Source organism: Streptomyces tendae, assembly GCF_014650435.1.
GTDB lineage: Bacteria > Actinomycetota > Actinomycetes > Streptomycetales > Streptomycetaceae > Streptomyces > Streptomyces tendae.
On record NZ_BMUY01000002.1, the window covers coordinates 413,248 to 432,561 of the forward strand.

Here is a 19,314-nt window from a genome sequence, read left to right on the forward strand (position 1 = left end):
GCCGATCTCTCAACGGAGCCGTCGCCATGGGGCACTACAAGCCGAATCTCCGGGACATCGAGTTCAACCTCTTCGAGGTGCTCGGCCGCGACAAGGTCTACGGCAGCGGCCCGTTCGCGGAGATGGACACGGACACCGCCAAGAGCGTGCTCGAGGAGCTGACCCGCCTCTCGGAGAACGAGCTGGCCGAGTCCTTCGCCGACGCCGACCGCAACCCGCCGGTCTTCGACCCGGAGACCAACACCGCGCCGGTCCCGGCGTCCTTCAAGAAGAGCTACCAGGCCTTCATGGACTCCGAGTACTGGCGGCTCGGGCTGCCCGAGGAGATCGGCGGCACCACCTCGCCGCGCTCCCTGATCTGGGCCTACGCGGAGCTGATCCTCGGCGCCAACCCGGCCGTGTGGATGTACTCCTCGGGCCCGGCGTTCGCCGGCATCCTCTTCGAGGAGGGCAACGAGGTCCAGAAGCACATCGCCTCGATCGCCGTCGAGAAGCAGTGGGGCTCCACCATGGTCCTCACCGAGCCGGACGCCGGTTCGGACGTGGGCGCCGGCCGCACCAAGGCAGTCGAGCAGGCCGACGGCTCCTGGCACATCGAGGGCGTGAAGCGCTTCATCACGTCCGGCGAGCACGACATGTCGGAGAACATCCTCCACTACGTCCTCGCCCGCCCCGAGGGCGCCGGACCCGGCACCAAGGGCCTGTCCCTCTTCCTGGTCCCGAAGTACGAGTTCGACTTCGAGACCGGCGAGCTGGGCGAGCGCAACGGCGTCTACGCCACCAACGTCGAGCACAAGATGGGCCTGAAGGCCTCCAACACCTGCGAGATGACCTTCGGCGACCGCCACCCCGCCAAGGGCTGGCTGATCGGCGACAAGCACGACGGCATCCGCCAGATGTTCCGCATCATCGAGTTCGCCCGCATGATGGTCGGCACGAAGGCGATCTCCACCCTCTCCACGGGCTACCTCAACGCCCTGGAGTACGCCAAGGAGCGCGTCCAGGGCCCGGACCTCGCCAACTTCATGGACAAGTCGGCCCCCAAGGTCACCATCACGCACCACCCGGACGTGCGCCGCTCCCTGATGACGCAGAAGGCGTACGCGGAGGGCATGCGCGCCCTCGTCATGTACACCGCCTCCGTGCAGGACGAGATCCAGGTCAAGGAGGCGAACGGCGAGGACGCCTCGGCCGAGCACGCCCTCAACGACCTGCTCCTGCCGATCGTCAAGGGCTACGGCTCGGAGAAGGCCTACGAGCAGCTCGCCCAGTCGCTGCAGACCTTCGGCGGCTCCGGGTTCCTCCAGGAGTACCCGATCGAGCAGTACATCCGGGACGCCAAGATCGACACCCTCTACGAGGGCACCACGGCGATCCAGGGCCAGGACTACTTCTTCCGGAAGATCGTCCGCAACCAGGGCGCCGCGCTGAACTCGGTCGCCGAGGACATCAAGAAGTTCCTCGCCCTCGGCACCGGCGGCGAGGAGCTGTCCGGCGCCCGCGAGCACCTGGCCAAGGCCGCCGTCGAGCTGGAGGCCATCGTCGGCCTGATGCTGACCGACCTCGCGGCCACCGAGCAGGACGTCAAGAACATCTACAAGGTGGGCCTCAACACCACCCGCCTGCTGCTGGCCTCCGGCGACGTGATCGTCGGCTACCTGCTCCTCAAGGGCGCCGCGATCGCCGCCGAGAAGCTGCCGACCGCCTCCGCCAAGGACAAGGCGTTCTACACCGGCAAGATCGCCGCCGCGAAGTTCTTCGCCGCGAACGTCCTGCCCGGCCTCACCCTGGCCCGCAAGGTCGCCCAGGGCGTCGAGCTGGACCTGATGGAGCTGGACGAGGCCGCGTTCTAGGACGGGCCCCGCGCCGAAAGTCCGTTCCGCACACCCCCACGAGGGCCCGCTCCCGCCAGACGGGAAGCGGGCCCTCGTACGTCGTTAAGGTGAACCCCATGAGCGCACCCTCCCGCTTCGACCGCGGCCACACCGACGACCTGATGACCTTCCTGTCGGCGAGCCCGACCCCGTACCACGCCGTGGCGAACGCCGCCGAGCGCCTGGAGAAGGCCGGTTTCCGGCAGGTCGCGGAGACGGACGCCTGGGACGGGACGAGCGGCGGCCGCTACGTGCTGCGCGGGGGCGCGATCATCGCCTGGTACGTGCCGGAGGGTGCCGCGGCCCACACCCCCTTCCGCATCGTCGGCGCCCACACCGACTCCCCCAACCTGCGCGTCAAGCCCCGCCCGGACACCGGCTCGCACGGCTGGCGCCAGGTCGCCGTGGAGATCTACGGCGGCCCGCTGATGAACTCCTGGCTCGACCGCGACCTGGGCCTGGCCGGACGCCTCTCGCTGCGCGACGGCTCGACGCGCCTGGTGAACGTCGACCGGCCGCTGCTGCGCGTGCCGCAGCTCGCCATCCACATGGACCGCAACGTCACCGCGGACGGCCTCAAGCTCGACAAGCAGCGCCACCTCCAGCCCGTCTGGGGCCTGGGCGACACCGTGCGCGACGGCGACCTGATCGCCTTCCTGGAGGACGAGGCGGGCCTCGCCCGCGGCGAGGTCACCGGCTGGGACCTGATGACGCACTCCGTGGAGCCCCCGGCGTACCTGGGCCGCGACCGGGAGCTGGTGGCGGGCCCGCGGATGGACAACCTGCTGTCCGTGCACGCCGGGACGGCCGCGCTGGCCGCGGTCGCGACCTCCGGCGCCGGCCTCCCCTACATCCCCGTGCTCGCCGCCTTCGACCACGAGGAGACCGGCTCCCAGTCGGACACCGGCGCCGACGGACCGCTCCTCGGCACCGTGCTGGAACGCTCGGTGTTCGCCCGCGGCGGCTCCTACGAGGACCGGGCGCGCGCCTTCGCCGGCACCGTCTGCCTGTCCTCCGACACGGGCCACGCCGTCCACCCCAACTACGCGGAACGGCACGACCCGACGCACCACCCGCGGGTCAACGGCGGCCCCATCCTCAAGGTCAACGTCAACAACCGCTACGCCACCGACGGTTCGGGCCGCGCGGTGTTCGCCGCCGCCTGCGAGAAGGCGGACATCCCCTTCCAGACCTTCGTCTCCAACAACTCCATGCCGTGCGGCACGACCATCGGCCCCATCACCGCGGCCCGGCACGGCATCAGCACCGTCGACATCGGCGTGGCCATCCTGTCGATGCACAGCGCCCGGGAGTTGTGCGGCGCCGACGACCCGCACCTGCTGGCCAACGCGCTGGTGGCCTTCCTCCAGCCGTAGACCGGAACGCGGAACACCGCCCCACGGCATGAGGGTTGAGGCCCGGGGTACCCGCACGGAACCGGATCGGCCGGAAACCCGGAACCGACCGGATCTGACAGGGAGGCAACACTCATGGGCCTCGGCGGGTGCATCATCCTCATCGCCGTGGGAGCCATCCTCACGTTCGCGACCGACTGGGACATGCAGGGCGTCAACCTCGACCTGGTCGGTGTGATCTTCATGGTCGTCGGTCTGATCGGCGTCGCGACGTTCAGCAGCATCGCCCGGCGCCGCCGCGTCGTGATGCCGCCGTCGACCCCGGTCGTCGAGGAACGGCCCCACCACCCCACGCAGGACGGCTACCACAACGGCTACGGCGCCTGACGGCGCCGGGGAGTCCACCGGCGCCGCCCCCGACTTCGCCCCGCCTCCTCGCGGTTCCGTCAGCAGGCGCCCGGTGTCAGCGCGTGTCCGCTGGTCGCGTCCACATGGCCCGGCACCTCGTCGTGCCGGTCGCCGACGGTGAGGGTCCCGGTCGGTTCGAACAGCAGGATGGCCGTGGGAACGGGCGCGTACGGCTTGTGTTCGGTGCCGCGCGGGACGGTGAAGACGGAGCCCCTCGGCAGGACGACGACGCGCTCGCCGGCGGGCTCGCGCAGGCCGATGTGCAGTTCGCCGTCGAGGACGAGGAAGAACTCGTCGGTGTGGTCGTGCACGTGCCAGACGTGCTCGCCCTCGACCTTCGCGATGCGGACGTCGTAGTCGTTGACGGCGGTGACGATACGGGGGCTCCACTGCTCGGCGAAGGAGGCGAGGGCGGAGGTCAAGGAGATCGGTTCCTGAGTCATGGCGCCATCGTCCGGGGTGACGGGGGTGCGGACGAGTGCTAGGAATCGCATATGTCGCAAGGATCCTCTCAGCCCTCGCGCCCTCATCGTGTCGCGGTGATCGTCGACGAGGGCACCAACCCGTTCGAGGTCGGCTGCGCCACCGAGCTGTTCGGGTTGCCGCGGCCCGAGCTGGGGCTGCCGGGGCCGCTGTACGAGGTGACGCTGTGCGCTCCGAATCCCGGGATCCGCATGAATCACGGGTTCTTCACGCTCACCGACGTGCCGGGACTGGACGCCGTGGACGACGCGGACACGCTCGTCGTGCCCGGCCGGCCGGACAACGTGGTGCCGCGCGTCCCCGCCGTGCTCGACGCCATCCGGCGCACACACGCCCGCGGCGCACGCGTGGTGAGCCTGTGCACCGGCAGCTTCGCACTCGCCGAGGCCGGTCTCCTGGACGGGCGGCGGGCCGCGACCCACTGGCTGTGGGCGGAATCCTTCCGCCGGCTGCACCCGCGCGTCCTGCTCGAACCGGACGTGCTGTTCGTGGACGACGGCGACGTTCTCACCGCCGCCGGCAGCGCGGCGGCACTGGACCTCGGACTGCACCTCTGGCGCCGGGACCACGGCGCCGAGATCGCGAACGCCGTCTCCCGACGGCTGGTGTTCGCCACCCACCGGGACGGCGGGCAGCGCCAGTTCGTGGAGCGGCCGGTGCCGGACGTGCCGGACGAGTCGCTCGCGCCCCTGCTGGCGTGGGTGCAGGAGCATCTGAGCGAGCCGCTGACGGTGGCGGACCTGGCGGCGCGCGCGGCGGTCTCCCCGGCCACGCTGCACCGGCGGTTCCGGGCGCAGCTCGGGACGACGCCCCTCGCCTGGCTGACCGCCGAGCGCGTGACCCTCGCGCGGCGGCTGATCGAGCGCGGGGAGGAGCGGCTGGACGCGGTGGCGGCCCGCAGCGGACTGGGGACCGCCGCGAACCTCAGGGCGCGGCTGCGACGCGAGACGGGACTCAGCCCGTCGGCCTACCGGCGGCGTTTCGGGACGGGTCCGGGGGAACCGGTCAGAGTATGAGATTCCTCGTGTACGACCGGCTCCTCGGTATCGGTGACGACTACTGGATCGAGGACGACCACGGCAACAAGGTCTTCCTCGTCGACGGCAAGGCGATGCGGCTGCGGGACACCTGGGAGCTGAAGGACGCCCAGGGGCGCGTGCTCATCGACATCCACCAGAAGATGTTCGCCCTGCGCGACACGATGGTGATCGAACGGGCCGGCGAGCCGCTGGCACGCATCAAGCGGAAACGTCTCTCCCTGCTGCGCAACCACTACCGGGTCACCCTGGCCGACGGCACCGAACTGGACGTCAGCGGCAAGATCCTCGACCGGGAGTTCGCCGTCGAGTACGACGGCGAACTGCTGGCCGTCGTCTCCCGGCGGTGGCTCACCCTCCGGGACACCTACGGCGTGGACGTCGTCCGGGACGACGCGGACCCGGCGCTGCTGATCGCCCTGACGGTGTGCGTGATCCACCTGGCGGAGAAGGAACGGGAGGACGACTGAGGACCGGCGACCCGGCGGCGCCTCACGCCGTGCGGCGGACCGGCGGCTCTCAGGCCATGCGGCGGACGGCGCGGCCGAGGAGCAGCGGCACGGCCAGGTGGTGCACGGGGGCCGCCACGGCCCACAGCACCCGGCCGGCCCGGCGCTCGTAGAACGCGTACGTCGCCCAGAGCAGCCGCGCGCCGTCCACGGTCACGACGTTGCGCACGGTCAGCGACGGCGCGCGGGCCTCCAGGGCGATCCTGCCCGGCCCGGTCTCCAGCACGCGCCAGCCCACCACGTGCCGTCGCGAGGTGCGCGGCCCCAGTCGCAGCCCCAGCACGCCCGCCCACCCGGTCCGGAGCAGCTCACGCAGTATCAACGGGACGTCCTCGAAGCTGGCGCGCACCCATTCCTCGGGCGTCAGCGGGGGAAGTCCCGCCGCCGGAAGCTCGAAAGCCGTCGCGAAAGGGGCGCCGAGAGGGTCCACCCGCACCCGGCGAATGGCGGAGGTACCGGTACGCGTCCGTGTCATACCGGCATACTGGGCAGCGTGACACCACGTCAAACACGCGGCGTCACTTCCCCTCACACTCCGCGCTCAGCCGCGCGGCGGCTCCAGCCCCAGCACCCGGTCCTTCAGTGCCGGGAACTGCTCCCTGGTCCGCGCCACCTTCGCCGGGTCGAACTCCACCGTGAGGACCTCCTCGTCCGGGCCAGCCTCCGCGAGCACCTCGCCCCACGGGTCCACCACGATCGAGTGACCTGCCTGCGGAACTCCGGCGTGCGTCCCGGCCGTTCCGCAGGCGAGCACGAATGCCTGGTTCTCCACGGCCCGCGCCCGGGCCAGCAGCGTCCAGTGCGACCGGCGGCGCTCCGGCCAGCCCGCCGGCACGACGAGGATCTCGGCGCCGGCGTCGACGAGGGCGCGGAAGAGTTCCGGAAAGCGCAGGTCGTAGCAGGTCGCCACGCCAAGGGTGGTGGTGTCCGCCAGGGGGACCGTCACCGGTTCGCGCCCCGCGCCCATCAGTACGGCCTCGCCCTTGTCGAAGCCGAAGCGGTGGATCTTGCGGTAGGAGGCGGCCGGGTCACCGGAGGGGGAGAAGACGAGAGAGGTGTTGTAGAGCCGCCCGTCCGGGCCGCGTTCGGGAATCGACCCGGCGTGCAGCCACACGCCCGCGTCGCTCGCCGCCTTCGCCATCGCCTCGTGCGTCGGACCCCGCAGCGGCTCGGCCGCCGCGTCGAACTCCTCGAAGGCGAACGCGCCCGTGGTCCACAGCTCCGGCAGCACCACCAGATCGGCGCCCGCCTGCTCCCTTACCAGAGCCGCCGCCCGGAGGCGACGCGCTTCGACCGTTTCGTCCTCGTTCACGGCGATTTGGATCAAAGAGGCGCGCACACTACCACCGTCCTGGCATTCGAGCCGTCCACACGGGCCTACGATCGTCACACGAAAGCACTGCCGGGGTGCCGCACAGCAGCGTAACTTAGCCTCCCAAGACGCCCGCCGACTGCCGCCGCCGCCACTGGCACCGCCGCCACCAACCGCCCGTGTACCGACCGCCGAGGGGTCCCGTTCCGTGAGTCTGCATCCCACCCTCCAGCCCTACGCCGACGCCTGGACTCACTCCATCGAGGCGATATCCGAGCTGGTCCAGCCGCTTGTGGAGGCAGAGTGGAACCGCCGGACCCCCTGCCCGGGCTGGTCGGTGCGCGACATCGTCTCGCACGTGATGGGCCTGGACTCCGAGATGCTCGGTGACCCCCGCCCCATCCACACCCTCCCGCGCGACCTCTACCACGTCACCAACGACCACCAGCGGTACATGGAGATGCAGGTCGACGTCCGCCGCCACCACACGGCGCCGGAGATGACGTCCGAGCTGGAGTACATGATCATCCGGCGCAACCGCCAGCTGCGGAACGAGTCGCGGGACCCGGGCACGAAGGTGCGCGGCCCGCTCGGCACCGAGCTGACCCTCGAGGAGGCCATGCGCCGGCACGCCTTCGACGTGTGGGCGCACGAACAGGACCTGCGCACCACCCTCGGCCGCCCCGGCAACCTCGACTCCCCCGGCGCGCACGTCGCCCGCGACGTGCTGCTCGGCGAGCTGCCCGCCGTCGTCGCCGAGCGGGCGGACGCGCCGCGCAGTTCGGCGGTCGTCTTCGACGTGCACGGCCCGGTCGAGTTCCTGCGCACCATCCGCGTCGACATCCAGGGCCGCGGCACCCTCGAATCGTCCCCGGCCCTCGGCCCCGCCGCCACCCTCACCCTCGACTGGGAGACGTACTTCCGCCTGGCCTGCGGCCGGGTGACCCCGGAGGCGGCGAAGGACCGCATCAAGACGGAGGGCGACCCGGACCTGACGGCGGCGATCCTGCGCCATTTCACGGTGACGCCGTAGCTGCGGGCAGTCGTGCCGCTGGGGCGGCACGGGTGGGCGGTGGGGGCACCTCCCGCTCGAGCGAAGCCGAGAGTGGGGGAGGCACCCGGCAGCGCGGCCCGCCCCCGCCCCGCCCTCACGCCCGCACCCACGCCGGGTGCCTACACCGGCACGTGCACCTTCTCCACCCGGCTCGCAACCAACCGCTCCCGCTCCCGCAGCGCGGCCCGCTTCCGCAACCGCAGAATCTGCGTGATCCCGAGCGCCTGCAACACGAACACCGACGAGAACGCCACCCCGTAGTCGTCCCCCGTCGCGTCCAGCAGCACCCCCACCGCGAACAACGTGGTCATCGACGCCACGAAGCCCCCCATGTTCGTGATGCCGGACGCCGTCCCCTGCCGCTCCGGCGGATTCGCCGGCCGCGCGAAGTCGAAGCCGATCATCGACGCCGGCCCGCACGCCCCCAGCACCGTGCACAGCACCACCAGCAGCCACATCGGCGCGTGTTCGGCCGGGTAGGCCAGCGTCGCCGCCCAGAGCAGCGCCGTCGCCCCCACCGTGCCGAGCGCCAGCGGCAGCCGCGCCGCGTGGTGCCGGGCGATGACCTGGCCGTAGACCAGACCGACCGTCATGTTGGAGAGCACGACGAGGGTGAGCAGCGTGCCCGCCGTGGCCCGGGACAGCCCCTGCGCCTCGACCAGGAACGGCATCCCCCACAGCAGCAGGAACACCATCGCCGGGAACTGGGTGGTGAAGTGCACCCACAGCCCGAGCCGCGTCCCCGGCTCCCGCCAGGACATCGCGATCTGCCGCCGTACGTACGCGGCCCCCTGGTGCGGCATCGGCTCCGGCTCGTGCCCTTCGGGGTGGTCCTTGAGGAAGAGCAGCAGCAGGACGAAGACGACCGCGCCCGCCAGCGCACTGCCCGCGAACGCCGCCGTCCAGCCGATGCCGTGCAGCAGCCGGGCCAGAACGAGGGTGGAGACCAGGTTGCCCGCCATGCCGACGAGACCGGCGAGCTGGGCCACCATCGGCCCGCGCCGGGCCGGGAACCAGCGGGTGCCCAGCCGCAGCACGCTGATGAACGTCATCGCGTCCCCGCAGCCCAGCAGCGCCCGAGAGGCCAGCGCCATGCCGTACGACGGCGAGAAGGCGAAGCCCAGCTGCCCCACCGTGAACAGCACGACGCCGAGGCCCAGCACCTTCTTGGTGCCGAGCCGGTCGACCAGCAGGCCGACGGGTATCTGCATGCCGGCGTAGACCAGCAGCTGGAGGATGGAGAAGGTGGACAGGGCGGAGGCGTTGACGTGGAAGCGGTCGGCGGCGTCGAGTCCGGCGACCCCCAGGGACGTACGGAAGATGACGGCGACGAAGTAGACGGAGACGCCGACACTCCACACGGCGATCGCGCGGCGGCCGCCCGGGGGATCGCCGGGCAGGGCACGGCCGGCCGAGGTGGCCGTACTCATCGGACCTCCCCCCGAGCCAGGTTCGAGAACCAGCCCACGTGCCGGCCCACCACTGCGACGGCCGCCTCCGCGTCCCCGGCACGCAGCGCGTCGAGGATCTCCTCGTGCTCGGCGAGGGTGTGGGCGATCCGGTCGGGGTGGGAGTGCATCACGGCGACGCCCATGCGCAGCTGGCGGTCGCGGAGCTGGTCGTAGAGGCGGGAGAGGATCTCGTTGCCGCCGCTGCGGACGATCTCGGCGTGGAAGCAGCGGTCGGTGACGGAGGCGGCGGCGAAGTCACCGGCGGCGGCCTGCTCCTTCTGCCGGGCGAGCAGCTCCTCCAGCCGTTCGACGAGCCCCGGCGGGGCGGGTACGGCCTTCCTGGCCGCGTGCTCCTCGACCAGCAGCCGCGTCTCCACCACGTCCGCGATCTCCTGCGCGGAGACGGACAGGACCAGCGCGCCCTTCTTGGGGTAGAGCCGGATCAGGCCCTCGACCTCGAGCCGCAGCAGCGCCTCGCGCACCGGGGTGCGGGACACGCCCACGGCCTCGGCCAGCTCGCCCTCGGTGAGCAGCGTCCCGCCCTCGTAACGGCGCTCCAGGACGCCCTGTTTGACGTGGGTGTAGACGCGGTCCGCCGCGGGGGGTTGCTTCACTGCCGTGGTCATGCCGACAGGATAGATACAACAGGGACACAAGAGGGATCCGGTCCAGCATCCGGACGCCGGTCCGCCCCGCTCACCCTCCAGGGGGAGCCGGAGAACTTCCCCCGGGCCACCGCGCAACCATTTACCCCCTTCGGATGTCGCACTGTCGCGGCCACCGCTGCACCGACCACAACTCGGCCGCACTTCCGGGGAATTCACCACAATCGGGGTAATCAACTCAATGAACAACATTTCGGGCGTCCGTCTGCGCAGGGCCCTCTCCGTCGCCCTGACCGGCGGCGCCGTCCTCGCCACCGGAGCCCTCGCCACCGCACCCGCGCAGGCCGCCGCACCCGAGCGGGTCGTACCCGCCGCCGCCGTGCGGGCGCCCACCGCGCCCTCGATCGCCGCCAAGGGCGGCTTCGTGATGAACAACGCGACCGGCAAGTCGCTCTACACCAAGGCCGCCGACACCAAGCGCTCCACCGGCTCCACGACCAAGATCATGACCGCCAAGGTCGTGCTCGCCCAGCCGAAGCTGAACCTGGACGCCAAGGTGACGATCCAGATGGCGTACAGCGACTACATCGTGTCGAAGAACGCCTCCTCCGCCCGGCTCATCGTCGGCGACAAGGTGACGGTGCGCCAGCTGCTGTACGGGCTGATGCTGCCCTCCGGCTGCGACGCGGCGTACGCGCTGGCCGACAAATTCGGCTCGGGCAAGACGCGGGCGGCGCGGGTGAAGTCGTTCATCGGCAAGATGAACGCGACCGCCAAGAGCCTCGGCCTGAAGAACACGCACTTCGACTCGTTCGACGGCATCGGCAACGGCAAGAACTACTCCACACCGCGCGACCTCACGAAACTCGCGAGCAGCGCGATGAAGAACTCCACCTTCCGCACCATCGTGAAGACCAAGAAGTACACGGCGAAGACGAAGACCAAGAAGGGCGGCACCCGCACGATGGCGCCCTGGACCAACACCAACACGCTGCTGGGCAGTTACAGCGGAGCGATCGGCGTGAAGACCGGTTCGGGTCCGGAGGCCAAGTACTGCCTGGTCTTCGCCGCGACCCGGAAGGGGAAGACGGTCATCGGCACGGTACTGGCGTCCTCGTCGACGACACAGCGCGCCAAGGACGCCACCAAGCTCATGGACTACGCCTTCAAGAAGTAGCCCCGGGCCGGCTCCCCGCCGACCGCCGCACCACCGCACCACCGCACCACCGCACCACCGCTCTGCCGCTCTGCCGCTCTGCCGCTCTGCCGAGAAGGGCCCTTCGCCGAGGCGACGGGCCCTTCGCGCTGCCCGGGCACCTCCGACACAAATGGCACGCATGGTGATAGTGTCATTAGCACCATGCTGCTGAGTCTGGACAAGACCGACACCCGCCCGCTCCACGAACAGGTGGCCGGCGCCGTCCGGCGCGCCATCGCCGAGGGGGAGTGCGCCCCGGGCGACCGCCTGCCCTCGGCCCGCGACCTCTCCGAGGCCCTGGACGTCAACGTCAACACCGTGCTGCGCGCGCTGCGCGGCCTGCGGGACGAGGGCCTGCTGGAGTTCCGCCGGGGCCGGGGGGTGACGGTGGCCGCGGGCGCCCGGCCGCACTCCGAGCTGCAGATCCGGGTCGGGGAGCTGCTCGCCGAGGCGGCCCGGCTGGGCTACAGCAGGACCGATCTCATCGACATGATCAGGGGGATGCCATGAGGGACACGACCACGGCACGGCGTATGACGGCGGCAGTCTGGACGGCCGGGGTCACCGCCGTGCTCGCCGGGATGCCGCTCCTCGCGCGGGACCGGCTGCCCGACCGGCTGGCGACCCACTGGGGCCTGAGCGGCGAGAGCCCCGACGGCTCCATGCCCCTGTGGGCGGCGGCCCTCGTCCCCGCGCTGATCTGGCTGGTGACGGCGGCCGCGGTCACCGTCCCCCTGATGCGGGCGGGCCCGCCGATCCACCCCTGGACCACCGTGACCCTGCTCCCCCTGGGCATCCTCCTCACCGGCGCGCAGGCCGCGGTCGTCCGGGCCAACCTGGACCGCGCCGACTGGCACGAGGCCCGTCAGCCCACCACGTGGGTCGTCGCGATCCTCGTCGCGGCCGTACTCGCGGGAGTGGCCGGATGGCTGCTCGTCTCCCGGCGACGCGGCGCCTCCGACGACACCACGACGTCCGACGAAGCCGCCCCCGCGCTGGACATCCCGAAGGGCCGGCGCCTGGTCTGGTTCTCCCGCACCGCCAACCCCTGGCTCCAGTTGCTGGCCGCCGCGATCGGCCTGGTGGCCGCGGGCGCGCTCGTCGCCCTGGTCGGCGGCCTGGCCGCCCCGGGCACCCTGTGGGCGGTGTTCGCCGGCTGCGGCGCCGGTTCCCTCGCCTGCGGCATGTTCTCCTCGGTCCAGGCCCGCGTCTCGGAGCGGGGCCTGGAGGTCTCCTTCGGCCCGCTCGGCTGGCCCGGACGCCGCTGGGCACCCGGCGACATCGACACGGCGCGGATGGAGGTCCGCAGCCCCGCCGAGGTCGGTGGCTGGGGCTACCGCCTCAGCGGCCTCGGCACCACGGTGATGCTGCGCGCCGGCGAATGCCTGGTCATACGCCCCCACGGCCGCCGAACCGACTTCGCCATCAGCATCGACGACGCCGAACGCGGCGCGGCCCTCCTCAACGCCCTGCGCACGGACCGGACCCGGGGCTGAACACAGCGGCCCCTGGGGCCTGTTACACGCCCCCCGGGGGCCGCCGCAGCTCTTTCGATCATCTTCGCTCGCAGTCGTGAACATCTGCGTACCTGGCTGGCATATGCCCATGACTCCGTCCTACGTTCCGCGACGGAGGTGGTTCACATGAACGAACCGAGCGAACGAAAGAACTTCGCCGAGCAGAACGACGCGATCGACGTCAGCGACTTCGTCTACGCGGCGACCGGCGTCCGGGTGCGCAGGCTGACCATGCCGGGGGGAAGCCACTGGTTTCCGGCGGCGGACGTGTGCAAGGAGTTGGGATACACCACGACCCGAAAGGCCCTTCTCGACCACGTACCGGAGGAACACCGAGACAGTCTCGAGACTGTGACTGGAAGTCACAGTCTCAGCATTCCCGCAGGTAGGCAGTGGCGACGAGACTTGCAACTCATTGATCTGCAAGGTCTCATCCTGCTGGTCAACGCCTGCACCAAACCGGCCTGCGCCCCCTTCAAACAATGGGTCGCCGAAGTGGTCGAGACCGTGCAGCGCGAGGGTTCGTACACTCTGGACGAGGCGGAGGTGCAGCCCACCGAACCCGGTGCCCCCATCGCCTACGCCATGCCGGACCAGGTGGCCGATGCCATCGTCCGGCTGGAGGCGCACAACCTGAAGCTGGACGAGGAGTTGGCCGAGGGCCAGCGCACGTCGATCGCGCTGCAGCGGGAGATGCTGGCCACGCAGCAGGCCACTCTCGCCGTCCAGCAGTCCACCCTCGCCGTGCAACAGGCCATGGTGCACGCCTTGGAGCGCATCGCGGACCGGTTCGACACCCTGGTTCTCCACCAAGGGGCACTCCGCGGCCACCTCGCTCCGGTACCGACCACGGAGTCCGTGCTGGCCGACTGGCGGCAGCGGTTGTCCGTGACGGAGGACGTGTGGACGGTCGCCCGGGCCATCGCACCGGTGCTCGTAGAGAAGGGTGAGCTGCGGGAGCCGCTGGAGTCGATCGCCGCCCGTACGGGGCTCCCCGTGCGGCGGGTCAACGAATGCCTGCGGCTGCTGGGCACCCACGCCTGCATCCGCTCGCGGGGCGGGGCCGATGACGGGGCCCCGGTGTACGTGCTGCATCGGGGCTGAGCCCGGCACGACAAGAGGGGCGTCGCAACTCGAGCTTGCGGCGCCCCTCCGTCATGAAACTACCGGTTCGTGGCTGTCAGGCCCAGCTGATCAGCCGCTTGGGCTGTTCCAGGACCGCTGCCACGTCGGCGAGGACCTTGGAGCCCAGCTCGCCGTCGACCAGGCGGTGGTCGAAGCTCAGGGCGAGGGTGGTGACCTGACGCGGCTTCACCTTGCCCTTGTGGACCCACGGCTGGAGCTTGATCGCGCCGACCGCGAGGATCGCGGACTCGCCCGGGTTGAGGATCGGCGTACCGGTGTCGACACCGAAGACGCCGACGTTGGTGATGGTCACCGTGCCGCCCTGCATGGCGGCCGGGGAGGTCTTGCCCTCCCGGGCCGTCGACACCAGCTCGCCGAGCGATCCCGCCAGCTGCGGCAGGGTCTGGGCGTGGGCGTCCTTGATGTTCGGGACGATCAGGCCCCGGGGGGTGGCGGCGGCGATGCCCAGGTTGACGTAGTGCTTGACCACGATCTCCTGGGCGGCCTCGTCCCAGGACGCGTTGATGTCCGGGTTGCGCTTGATCGCGACCAGCAGGGCCTTGGCGATCAGAAGCAGCGGGTTCACCCGCAGGCCCGTGTACTCCTTGTCCTGCTTCAGCTCCTCGACCAGCTTCATCGTGCGCGTCACGTCGACCGTCACGAACTCGGTGACGTGCGGCGCCGTGAACGCCGAACCGACCATCGCCGCCGCCGTCGCCTTGCGCACGCCCTTGACCGGGATACGGGTCTCGCGCGTCGTGTCGTACGACGTCGGGGCCGACGGGGACGGGGCGGGCGCGGCCGGCTCGGAACGCGGGGCCGCCGTCTGGGCCGGCTCGGGCGCCGCCACGGCCGCGTGGACGTCCTCGCGGGTGATGATGCCGTCCGGGCCGGACGGGACCACGGTCGCCAGGTCGACGCCGAGGTCCTTGGCGAGCTTGCGCACCGGGGGCTTGGCCAGCGGGCGGTCGCCGGTGACCGGGGCGGCCGGTGCTGTCGGTGCCGCAGGTGCCGCAGGTGCTGCCGGTCCGTGGCCGTTCAGCTCGGCCTGGATCGCCGCCGACGGCGCCTGCGCGGCGGCCGGGGCCTCCGTGCCCTTGCGGGGGCGGCGCTTGGTCGAGGAGGTGGAGACCCCGTACCCGACCAGGACCGGCTGGCGGCCCTCCGGCTTGGGCTCCTCCGCCACGGCCTCCTGCACCGGCTCCGCGGCCGCCGCCGCGCCGTCGCCGACGGCCACCGCGATGATCGACGTACCCACGTCGACCGTCGTGCCCTCGGGGAAGTGCAGCTCGCGGACCACGCCGTCGTAGGGGATGGGCAGTTCGACGGCGGCCTTGGCCGTCTCGACCTCGCACACCACCTGGCCGTCGGTGACCGTGTCACCGGGCTGGACGTACCACTTGAGGATCTCGGCCTCGGTGAGCCCCTCGCCCACGTCGGGCATCTTGAACTCACGCACGGAACTGTCCGTCATCGTCGTCACGCTCCCCTCCTCAGTACGCCAGCGAGCGGTCGACGGCGTCCAGCACCCGGTCCAGGTCGGGCAGGTACTCCTCCTCCAGACGCGCCGGCGGGTACGGCGCGTGGTAGCCGCCGACCCTGAGCACCGGGGCCTCCAGGTGGTAGAAGCAGCGCTCCGTGATCCGGGCCGCGATCTCCGCGCCCGAGCCCAGGAACACCGGCGCCTCGTGGACCACGACCAGGCGGCGGGTCTTCTCCACCGACGCCTGGATGGTGTCGAAGTCGACCGGCGAGATCGAGCGCAGGTCGACGACCTCGAGGGAGCGGCCCTCCTCGGCGGCCGCGTCGGCGACCTCCTGGCAGAGCTTCACCATCGGGCCGTAGGCGGCCAGCGTGAGGTCGGTGCCCTCGCGCACCACGCGCGCGGCGTGCAGGGGGCCCGGGATGGCCTCCCGGTCGACCTCGGCCTTGTCCCAGTACCGGCGCTTGGGCTCGAAGTAGATCACCGGGTCGTCGCTCTGGATGGCCTGCTGCATCATCCAGTACGCGTCCGCCGCGTTGGACGGGCTGACCACCTTCAGGCCCGCCACGTGCGCGAACAGCGCCTCGGGGGACTCGGAGTGGTGCTCGACCGCGCCGATGCCGCCGCCGTAGGGGATGCGGATGACGACCGGCATCTTGACCTTGCCCAGCGAGCGGGCGTGCATCTTCGCCAGCTGGGTGACGATCTGGTCGTAGGCCGGGAAGACGAAGCCGTCGAACTGGATCTCCACCACCGGGCGGTACCCGCGCAGGGCCAGGCCGATGGCGGTGCCGACGATGCCGGACTCGGCCAGCGGGGTGTCGATGACCCGGTCCTCGCCGAAGTCCTTCTGCAGGCCGTCGGTGACCCGGAAGACACCGCCGAGCTTGCCGACGTCCTCGCCCATGATCAGGACCTTGGGGTCCGACTCCAGCGCGCGGCGCAGCGATTCGTTGATCGCCTTCGCCAGCGCCATCTTTTCCGCTGCCATGTCAGACCCCCTCTGCGTCTGCGAACGATGCCTGGTACGCGGCGAACTGCGCCCGCTCCTCGTCCACGAGCGCGTGCCCGTCCGCGTACGCGTGCTCGAAGATGGCGAACCGGTCCGGGTCCGGCATGGCACGGACCACCTCGCGTACTCGTTTGCCCAACGCCTCGCTCTCCGCCTCAAGTTCCGCGAAGAATCCCTCGTCCGCGTGGTTTGCGGACTCCAGGAAGCGGCGAAGGCGCAGGATCGGGTCCTTCGCCTCCCAGGCGGCGCGCTCGTCGTCGTGCCGGTAGCGGGAGGGGTCGTCCGAGGTGGTGTGCGCACCCATGCGGTACGTGTACGCCTCGATCAGGGCCGGTCCCTCGCCGCGCCGGGCGCGGTCCAGGGCCCAGCGGGTGACCGCGAGGGAGGCCAGCACGTCGTTGCCGTCGACGCGGACGCCGGGGAAGCCGAAGCCCTGGGCGCGCTGGTAGAGCGGCACGCGGGTCTGCTTCTCGTTGGACTCGGAGATCGCCCACTGGTTGTTCTGGCAGAAGAACACCACGGGCGCGTTGTAGACGGCGGCGAAGTTGAACGCCTCGCTGACGTCGCCCTGGCTGGAGGCGCCGTCACCGAAGTACGCGATCACTCCCGAGTCGGCGCCGTCCTTGGCCACGCCCATCGCGTAGCCCGTGGCGTGCAGCGCCTGCGAGCCGATGACGATGGTGTAGAGGTGGAAGTTGTTGCTGTTGGGGTCCCAGCCGCCGTTGTTCACACCGCGGAACATGCCGAGCAGGTTGGTCGGGTCGACCCCGCGGCACCAGGCGACGCCGTGCTCGCGGTAGGTCGGGAAGACGTAGTCGTCCTCGCGGGTGGCCCGGCCGGAGCCGATCTGGGCGGCCTCCTGGCCGAGCAGGGAGGCCCACAGGCCCAGCTCGCCCTGGCGCTGCAGCGCGGTGGCCTCGGCGTCGAAGCGTCGGGTGAGCACCATGTCGCGGTACAGGCCGCGCAGCTCGTCGGGGGTGATGTCGGCGACGTACGAGGCGTACTCGGCGTAGGCGGAGTTCGCGGCGGTCCCGACCCGCTCGCCCTCGGGCGTCAGCAGCTGCACCAGCTCCGTCTCGGAGCCCTTCTTCGCAGCGGTACGGGTGGTGCTGGTGGTGCGCTTGGTGCCAGTGGTGCGCTTGGCGTCGGTGCCGGCCTTGGTGCCGGTGGTCCCGGCCGCCTTGGTGCCGGTGGTCCCGGCCGCCTTGCTTCCGGCGCTGCGTCGCGGCTTGCGCGCGGCAGTGCTCTCGGTCACGTGTGCTCCTCCGTCGGTCCGGCCCCCGGGTTCGCCGGAAGCCAGTGCGGCTCACCTGCGGCCCGGCGGACGCACAAGGGTGGGTGCGGCCCGATCGGGAACAGGCGTGACAGGTGCCCCGGCGAGCGCCCTGCGAACAGCACGTTACCCAGTGCTCCACATTTCTGTGAAACCCCTCCTGACCTGCGTTTTTACTCGGATTTCCAAGTAAATCGGCGTAGGGCGGAAGTTTTACTGGTCACAGCCTTGCAGGGGGCCGGAACAACGGCACGTTATCCCGGCCACCCCGGGCACGGGAAGAGCCGGTGTGTGACACTGACCGCGTGCGCGAAGACGGAAAAATCCGGGTATTCCTCCTCGACGACCACGAGGTGGTCCGGCGCGGGGTGCACGATCTGCTCGCCGGCGAGGCGGACATCGAGGTGGTGGGCGAGGCCGGTACGGCCGCCGAGGCGCAGGCGCGGGTCACGGCCACCCGTCCGGACGTCGCCGTGCTGGACGTACGGCTGCCGGACGGCAGCGGTGTGGAGGTCTGCCGCGACATCCGCTCCCGGGACGAGTCCGTCCGCTGTCTGATGCTGACCTCCTTCGCCGACGACGAGGCCCTCTTCGACGCGATCATGGCGGGCGCGTCCGGCTACGTCCTCAAGGACATCCGCGGCGCCGAGCTGCTCGGCGCCGTACGGGAGGTGGCGGCCGGGAAGTCGCTGCTCGACCCGGTGGCCACCGCGCGCGTGCTGGAGCGGCTGCGCGACGGCGGGGCGAAGCCCGACGACCGGCTGGCCCACCTCACCGAGCAGGAGCGCCGCATCCTGGACCTGATCGGCGAGGGACTGACCAACCGCGCGATCGGCGAGCGGCTCCACCTGGCCGAGAAGACGATCAAGAACTACGTGTCGAGCCTGCTGGGCAAGCTGGGGATGCAGCGGCGCTCGCAGGCGGCGGCCTTCGTGGCCCGCCTGGAGGCCGAGAACCGCTGAGGACACGCTCCCCCGGCCACTGCTCCGTACTACGTGACTACGTGCTCGACGTGCTCGACGTGCTCGACGTGCTCGGGAGGAACTTACTCGGGACTTACGTCCCTTCCCGCCGGGGCGGGCGACCCTGGTCGCGTGCCCCGCGCTCGCGCACAGTGAGACCATGCCCTCCGACGAACAGCTCGCCGTCGGCCTGCTCGGCCGTACCGCCTACGGCCGGGCGGCCACCACCCTGCGCGCCCTGCCCTTCCTCGCCCACGCGCGGCACATCGTGGCCGACGGCCGGATCCTGCTGCGGATGCCCAGGAGCTGGGGGTACCACCGGGTGTGCGCCGGGAGCGTCGTCGCGTACGGGGCGGACAACCTGACCTCCGCGCGACCCGGCGAGAGCCTGTGGACGGTACAGGTCGTGGGGCGCTGCGAGGACCACGAGCCGAGCACCGCCGAGCTGGAGCGGTTCGGTCCGACGCCGGACCGGGTGGACGGCGAGCCCTTCGAGCCCGCCTACCTGTGCGTCGACCCGCAGTTCGGCACGGTGCACTTCACGGACGGGTCGGCGGGGCCCCTCTGACCTCCCCGCAGCGGCGTCCCCGCAACGCGACGCGCGCGTGGAGCCCGTTTCCGGGCCACACGCGCGCGTGGGGATCGTTATAGGGGCC

At 71.1% G+C, this 19,314-nt stretch carries 20 protein-coding genes; 12 read left to right on the plus strand and 8 right to left on the minus strand.

What is annotated here, in order from left to right; translation table 11 throughout:
• Positions 1 to 26: 26 nt before the first annotated feature.
• From IE258_RS06825 to IE258_RS06835, 3 genes are all read left to right on the plus strand, one after another.
• Entirely contained in the window at positions 27 to 1,853 is a 1,827-nt protein-coding gene (locus IE258_RS06825) for an acyl-CoA dehydrogenase (RefSeq protein ID WP_159324997.1), read from the plus strand.
• Positions 1,854 to 1,951: 98 nt separating this feature from the next.
• Positions 1,952 to 3,250: a M18 family aminopeptidase gene (locus IE258_RS06830; protein ID WP_189740253.1), complete on the plus strand. Its 1,299-nt coding sequence runs from the start codon at positions 1,952 to 1,954 to the stop codon at positions 3,248 to 3,250.
• 114 nt (positions 3,251 to 3,364) lie between these two features.
• Positions 3,365 to 3,616, plus strand: coding sequence for a DUF6458 family protein (locus tag IE258_RS06835; protein ID WP_189740256.1), 252 nt, complete (start codon positions 3,365 to 3,367; stop codon positions 3,614 to 3,616).
• Between the two features lie 59 nt (positions 3,617 to 3,675).
• Here the strand turns inward: IE258_RS06835 and IE258_RS06840 are convergent, their stop codons facing one another.
• On the minus strand, positions 3,676 to 4,080 hold the full coding sequence (locus tag IE258_RS06840) for a cupin domain-containing protein (RefSeq protein ID WP_189740259.1): 405 nt from the start codon (positions 4,078 to 4,080) through the stop codon (positions 3,676 to 3,678).
• Positions 4,081 to 4,131: 51 nt separating this feature from the next.
• On the opposite strand from IE258_RS06840, the gene IE258_RS06845 reads away from it, so the two are divergent.
• Positions 4,132 to 5,136, plus strand: a complete 1,005-nt coding sequence (locus tag IE258_RS06845) for a helix-turn-helix domain-containing protein (RefSeq protein ID WP_189740262.1) — start codon at positions 4,132 to 4,134, stop codon at positions 5,134 to 5,136.
• Positions 5,133 to 5,627: an LURP-one-related/scramblase family protein gene (locus IE258_RS06850; RefSeq protein ID WP_127892544.1), complete on the plus strand. Its 495-nt coding sequence runs from the start codon at positions 5,133 to 5,135 to the stop codon at positions 5,625 to 5,627. Before IE258_RS06845 ends, IE258_RS06850 begins: the two co-directional genes overlap by 4 nt.
• Before the next feature lie 49 nt (positions 5,628 to 5,676).
• On the opposite strand, the gene IE258_RS06855 is transcribed toward IE258_RS06850, so the two are convergent.
• Both IE258_RS06855 and IE258_RS06860 read right to left on the minus strand, forming a co-directional pair.
• Positions 5,677 to 6,141, minus strand: a complete 465-nt coding sequence (locus IE258_RS06855; protein ID WP_189740265.1) for a DUF2867 domain-containing protein — start codon at positions 6,139 to 6,141, stop codon at positions 5,677 to 5,679.
• Between the two features lie 66 nt (positions 6,142 to 6,207).
• Entirely contained in the window at positions 6,208 to 7,005 is a 798-nt protein-coding gene (locus IE258_RS06860; protein WP_189740268.1) for a carbon-nitrogen family hydrolase, read from the minus strand.
• 181 nt (positions 7,006 to 7,186) lie between these two features.
• Here IE258_RS06860 and IE258_RS06865 point away from each other — a divergent pair, with 181 nt between their 5' ends.
• Positions 7,187 to 8,011 (plus strand): maleylpyruvate isomerase family mycothiol-dependent enzyme, encoded by an 825-nt coding sequence (locus IE258_RS06865; RefSeq protein ID WP_189740271.1) that lies wholly within the window; start codon positions 7,187 to 7,189, stop codon positions 8,009 to 8,011.
• Between the two features lie 140 nt (positions 8,012 to 8,151).
• Here IE258_RS06865 and IE258_RS06870 read toward each other — a convergent pair whose 3' ends face one another.
• Positions 8,152 to 9,462 carry an MFS transporter gene (locus IE258_RS06870; RefSeq protein ID WP_159324992.1) on the minus strand — a complete coding sequence of 437 codons (1,311 nt, stop codon included), beginning with the start codon at positions 9,460 to 9,462 and terminating at the stop codon, positions 8,152 to 8,154.
• Positions 9,459 to 10,109: a GntR family transcriptional regulator gene (locus tag IE258_RS06875; protein ID WP_189740274.1), complete on the minus strand. Its 651-nt coding sequence runs from the start codon at positions 10,107 to 10,109 to the stop codon at positions 9,459 to 9,461. Before IE258_RS06875 ends, IE258_RS06870 begins: the two co-directional genes overlap by 4 nt.
• Positions 10,110 to 10,329: 220 nt before the next feature.
• Between IE258_RS06875 and IE258_RS06880 the strand changes: the two genes are divergently transcribed.
• The 4 genes from IE258_RS06880 to IE258_RS06895 all read left to right on the plus strand — a co-directional run bounded on the left by IE258_RS06880 (position 10,330) and on the right by IE258_RS06895 (position 13,907).
• Complete coding sequence (locus tag IE258_RS06880) at positions 10,330 to 11,265, plus strand: D-alanyl-D-alanine carboxypeptidase family protein (protein WP_189740277.1); 936 nt, start codon at positions 10,330 to 10,332, stop codon at positions 11,263 to 11,265.
• Positions 11,266 to 11,448: 183 nt separating this feature from the next.
• Entirely contained in the window at positions 11,449 to 11,796 is a 348-nt protein-coding gene (locus IE258_RS06885; RefSeq protein ID WP_127895128.1) for a GntR family transcriptional regulator, read from the plus strand.
• Positions 11,793 to 12,782: a DUF1648 domain-containing protein gene (locus tag IE258_RS06890; RefSeq protein WP_189740280.1), complete on the plus strand. Its 990-nt coding sequence runs from the start codon at positions 11,793 to 11,795 to the stop codon at positions 12,780 to 12,782. The genes IE258_RS06885 and IE258_RS06890 overlap by 4 nt, the downstream gene beginning before the upstream one ends.
• Before the next feature lie 147 nt (positions 12,783 to 12,929).
• Positions 12,930 to 13,907, plus strand: a complete 978-nt coding sequence (locus IE258_RS06895; RefSeq protein WP_189740283.1) for a BRO-N domain-containing protein — start codon at positions 12,930 to 12,932, stop codon at positions 13,905 to 13,907.
• 76 nt (positions 13,908 to 13,983) lie between these two features.
• Here the strand turns inward: IE258_RS06895 and IE258_RS06900 are convergent, their stop codons facing one another.
• From IE258_RS06900 to pdhA, 3 genes are read right to left on the minus strand one after another with little or no spacing between them, the layout of a single operon-like run.
• Positions 13,984 to 15,411 carry a dihydrolipoamide acetyltransferase family protein gene (locus tag IE258_RS06900; RefSeq protein WP_189740286.1) on the minus strand — a complete coding sequence of 476 codons (1,428 nt, stop codon included), beginning with the start codon at positions 15,409 to 15,411 and terminating at the stop codon, positions 13,984 to 13,986.
• Between the two features lie 10 nt (positions 15,412 to 15,421).
• Positions 15,422 to 16,402: an alpha-ketoacid dehydrogenase subunit beta gene (locus IE258_RS06905; RefSeq protein WP_159324987.1), complete on the minus strand. Its 981-nt coding sequence runs from the start codon at positions 16,400 to 16,402 to the stop codon at positions 15,422 to 15,424.
• A gap of 1 nt (position 16,403) precedes the next feature.
• Positions 16,404 to 17,678 carry a pyruvate dehydrogenase (acetyl-transferring) E1 component subunit alpha gene (gene pdhA / locus IE258_RS06910; protein WP_189740289.1) on the minus strand — a complete coding sequence of 425 codons (1,275 nt, stop codon included), beginning with the start codon at positions 17,676 to 17,678 and terminating at the stop codon, positions 16,404 to 16,406.
• Positions 17,679 to 18,001: 323 nt separating this feature from the next.
• Between pdhA and IE258_RS06915 the strand changes: the two genes are divergently transcribed.
• Together IE258_RS06915 and IE258_RS06920 are read left to right on the plus strand one after the other, a co-directional pair.
• Positions 18,002 to 18,658: a response regulator gene (locus IE258_RS06915; protein WP_127896312.1), complete on the plus strand. Its 657-nt coding sequence runs from the start codon at positions 18,002 to 18,004 to the stop codon at positions 18,656 to 18,658.
• Positions 18,659 to 18,818: 160 nt separating this feature from the next.
• Complete coding sequence (locus IE258_RS06920; protein ID WP_189740292.1) at positions 18,819 to 19,226, plus strand: pyridoxamine 5'-phosphate oxidase family protein; 408 nt, start codon at positions 18,819 to 18,821, stop codon at positions 19,224 to 19,226.
• Positions 19,227 to 19,314 lie beyond the last annotated feature (88 nt).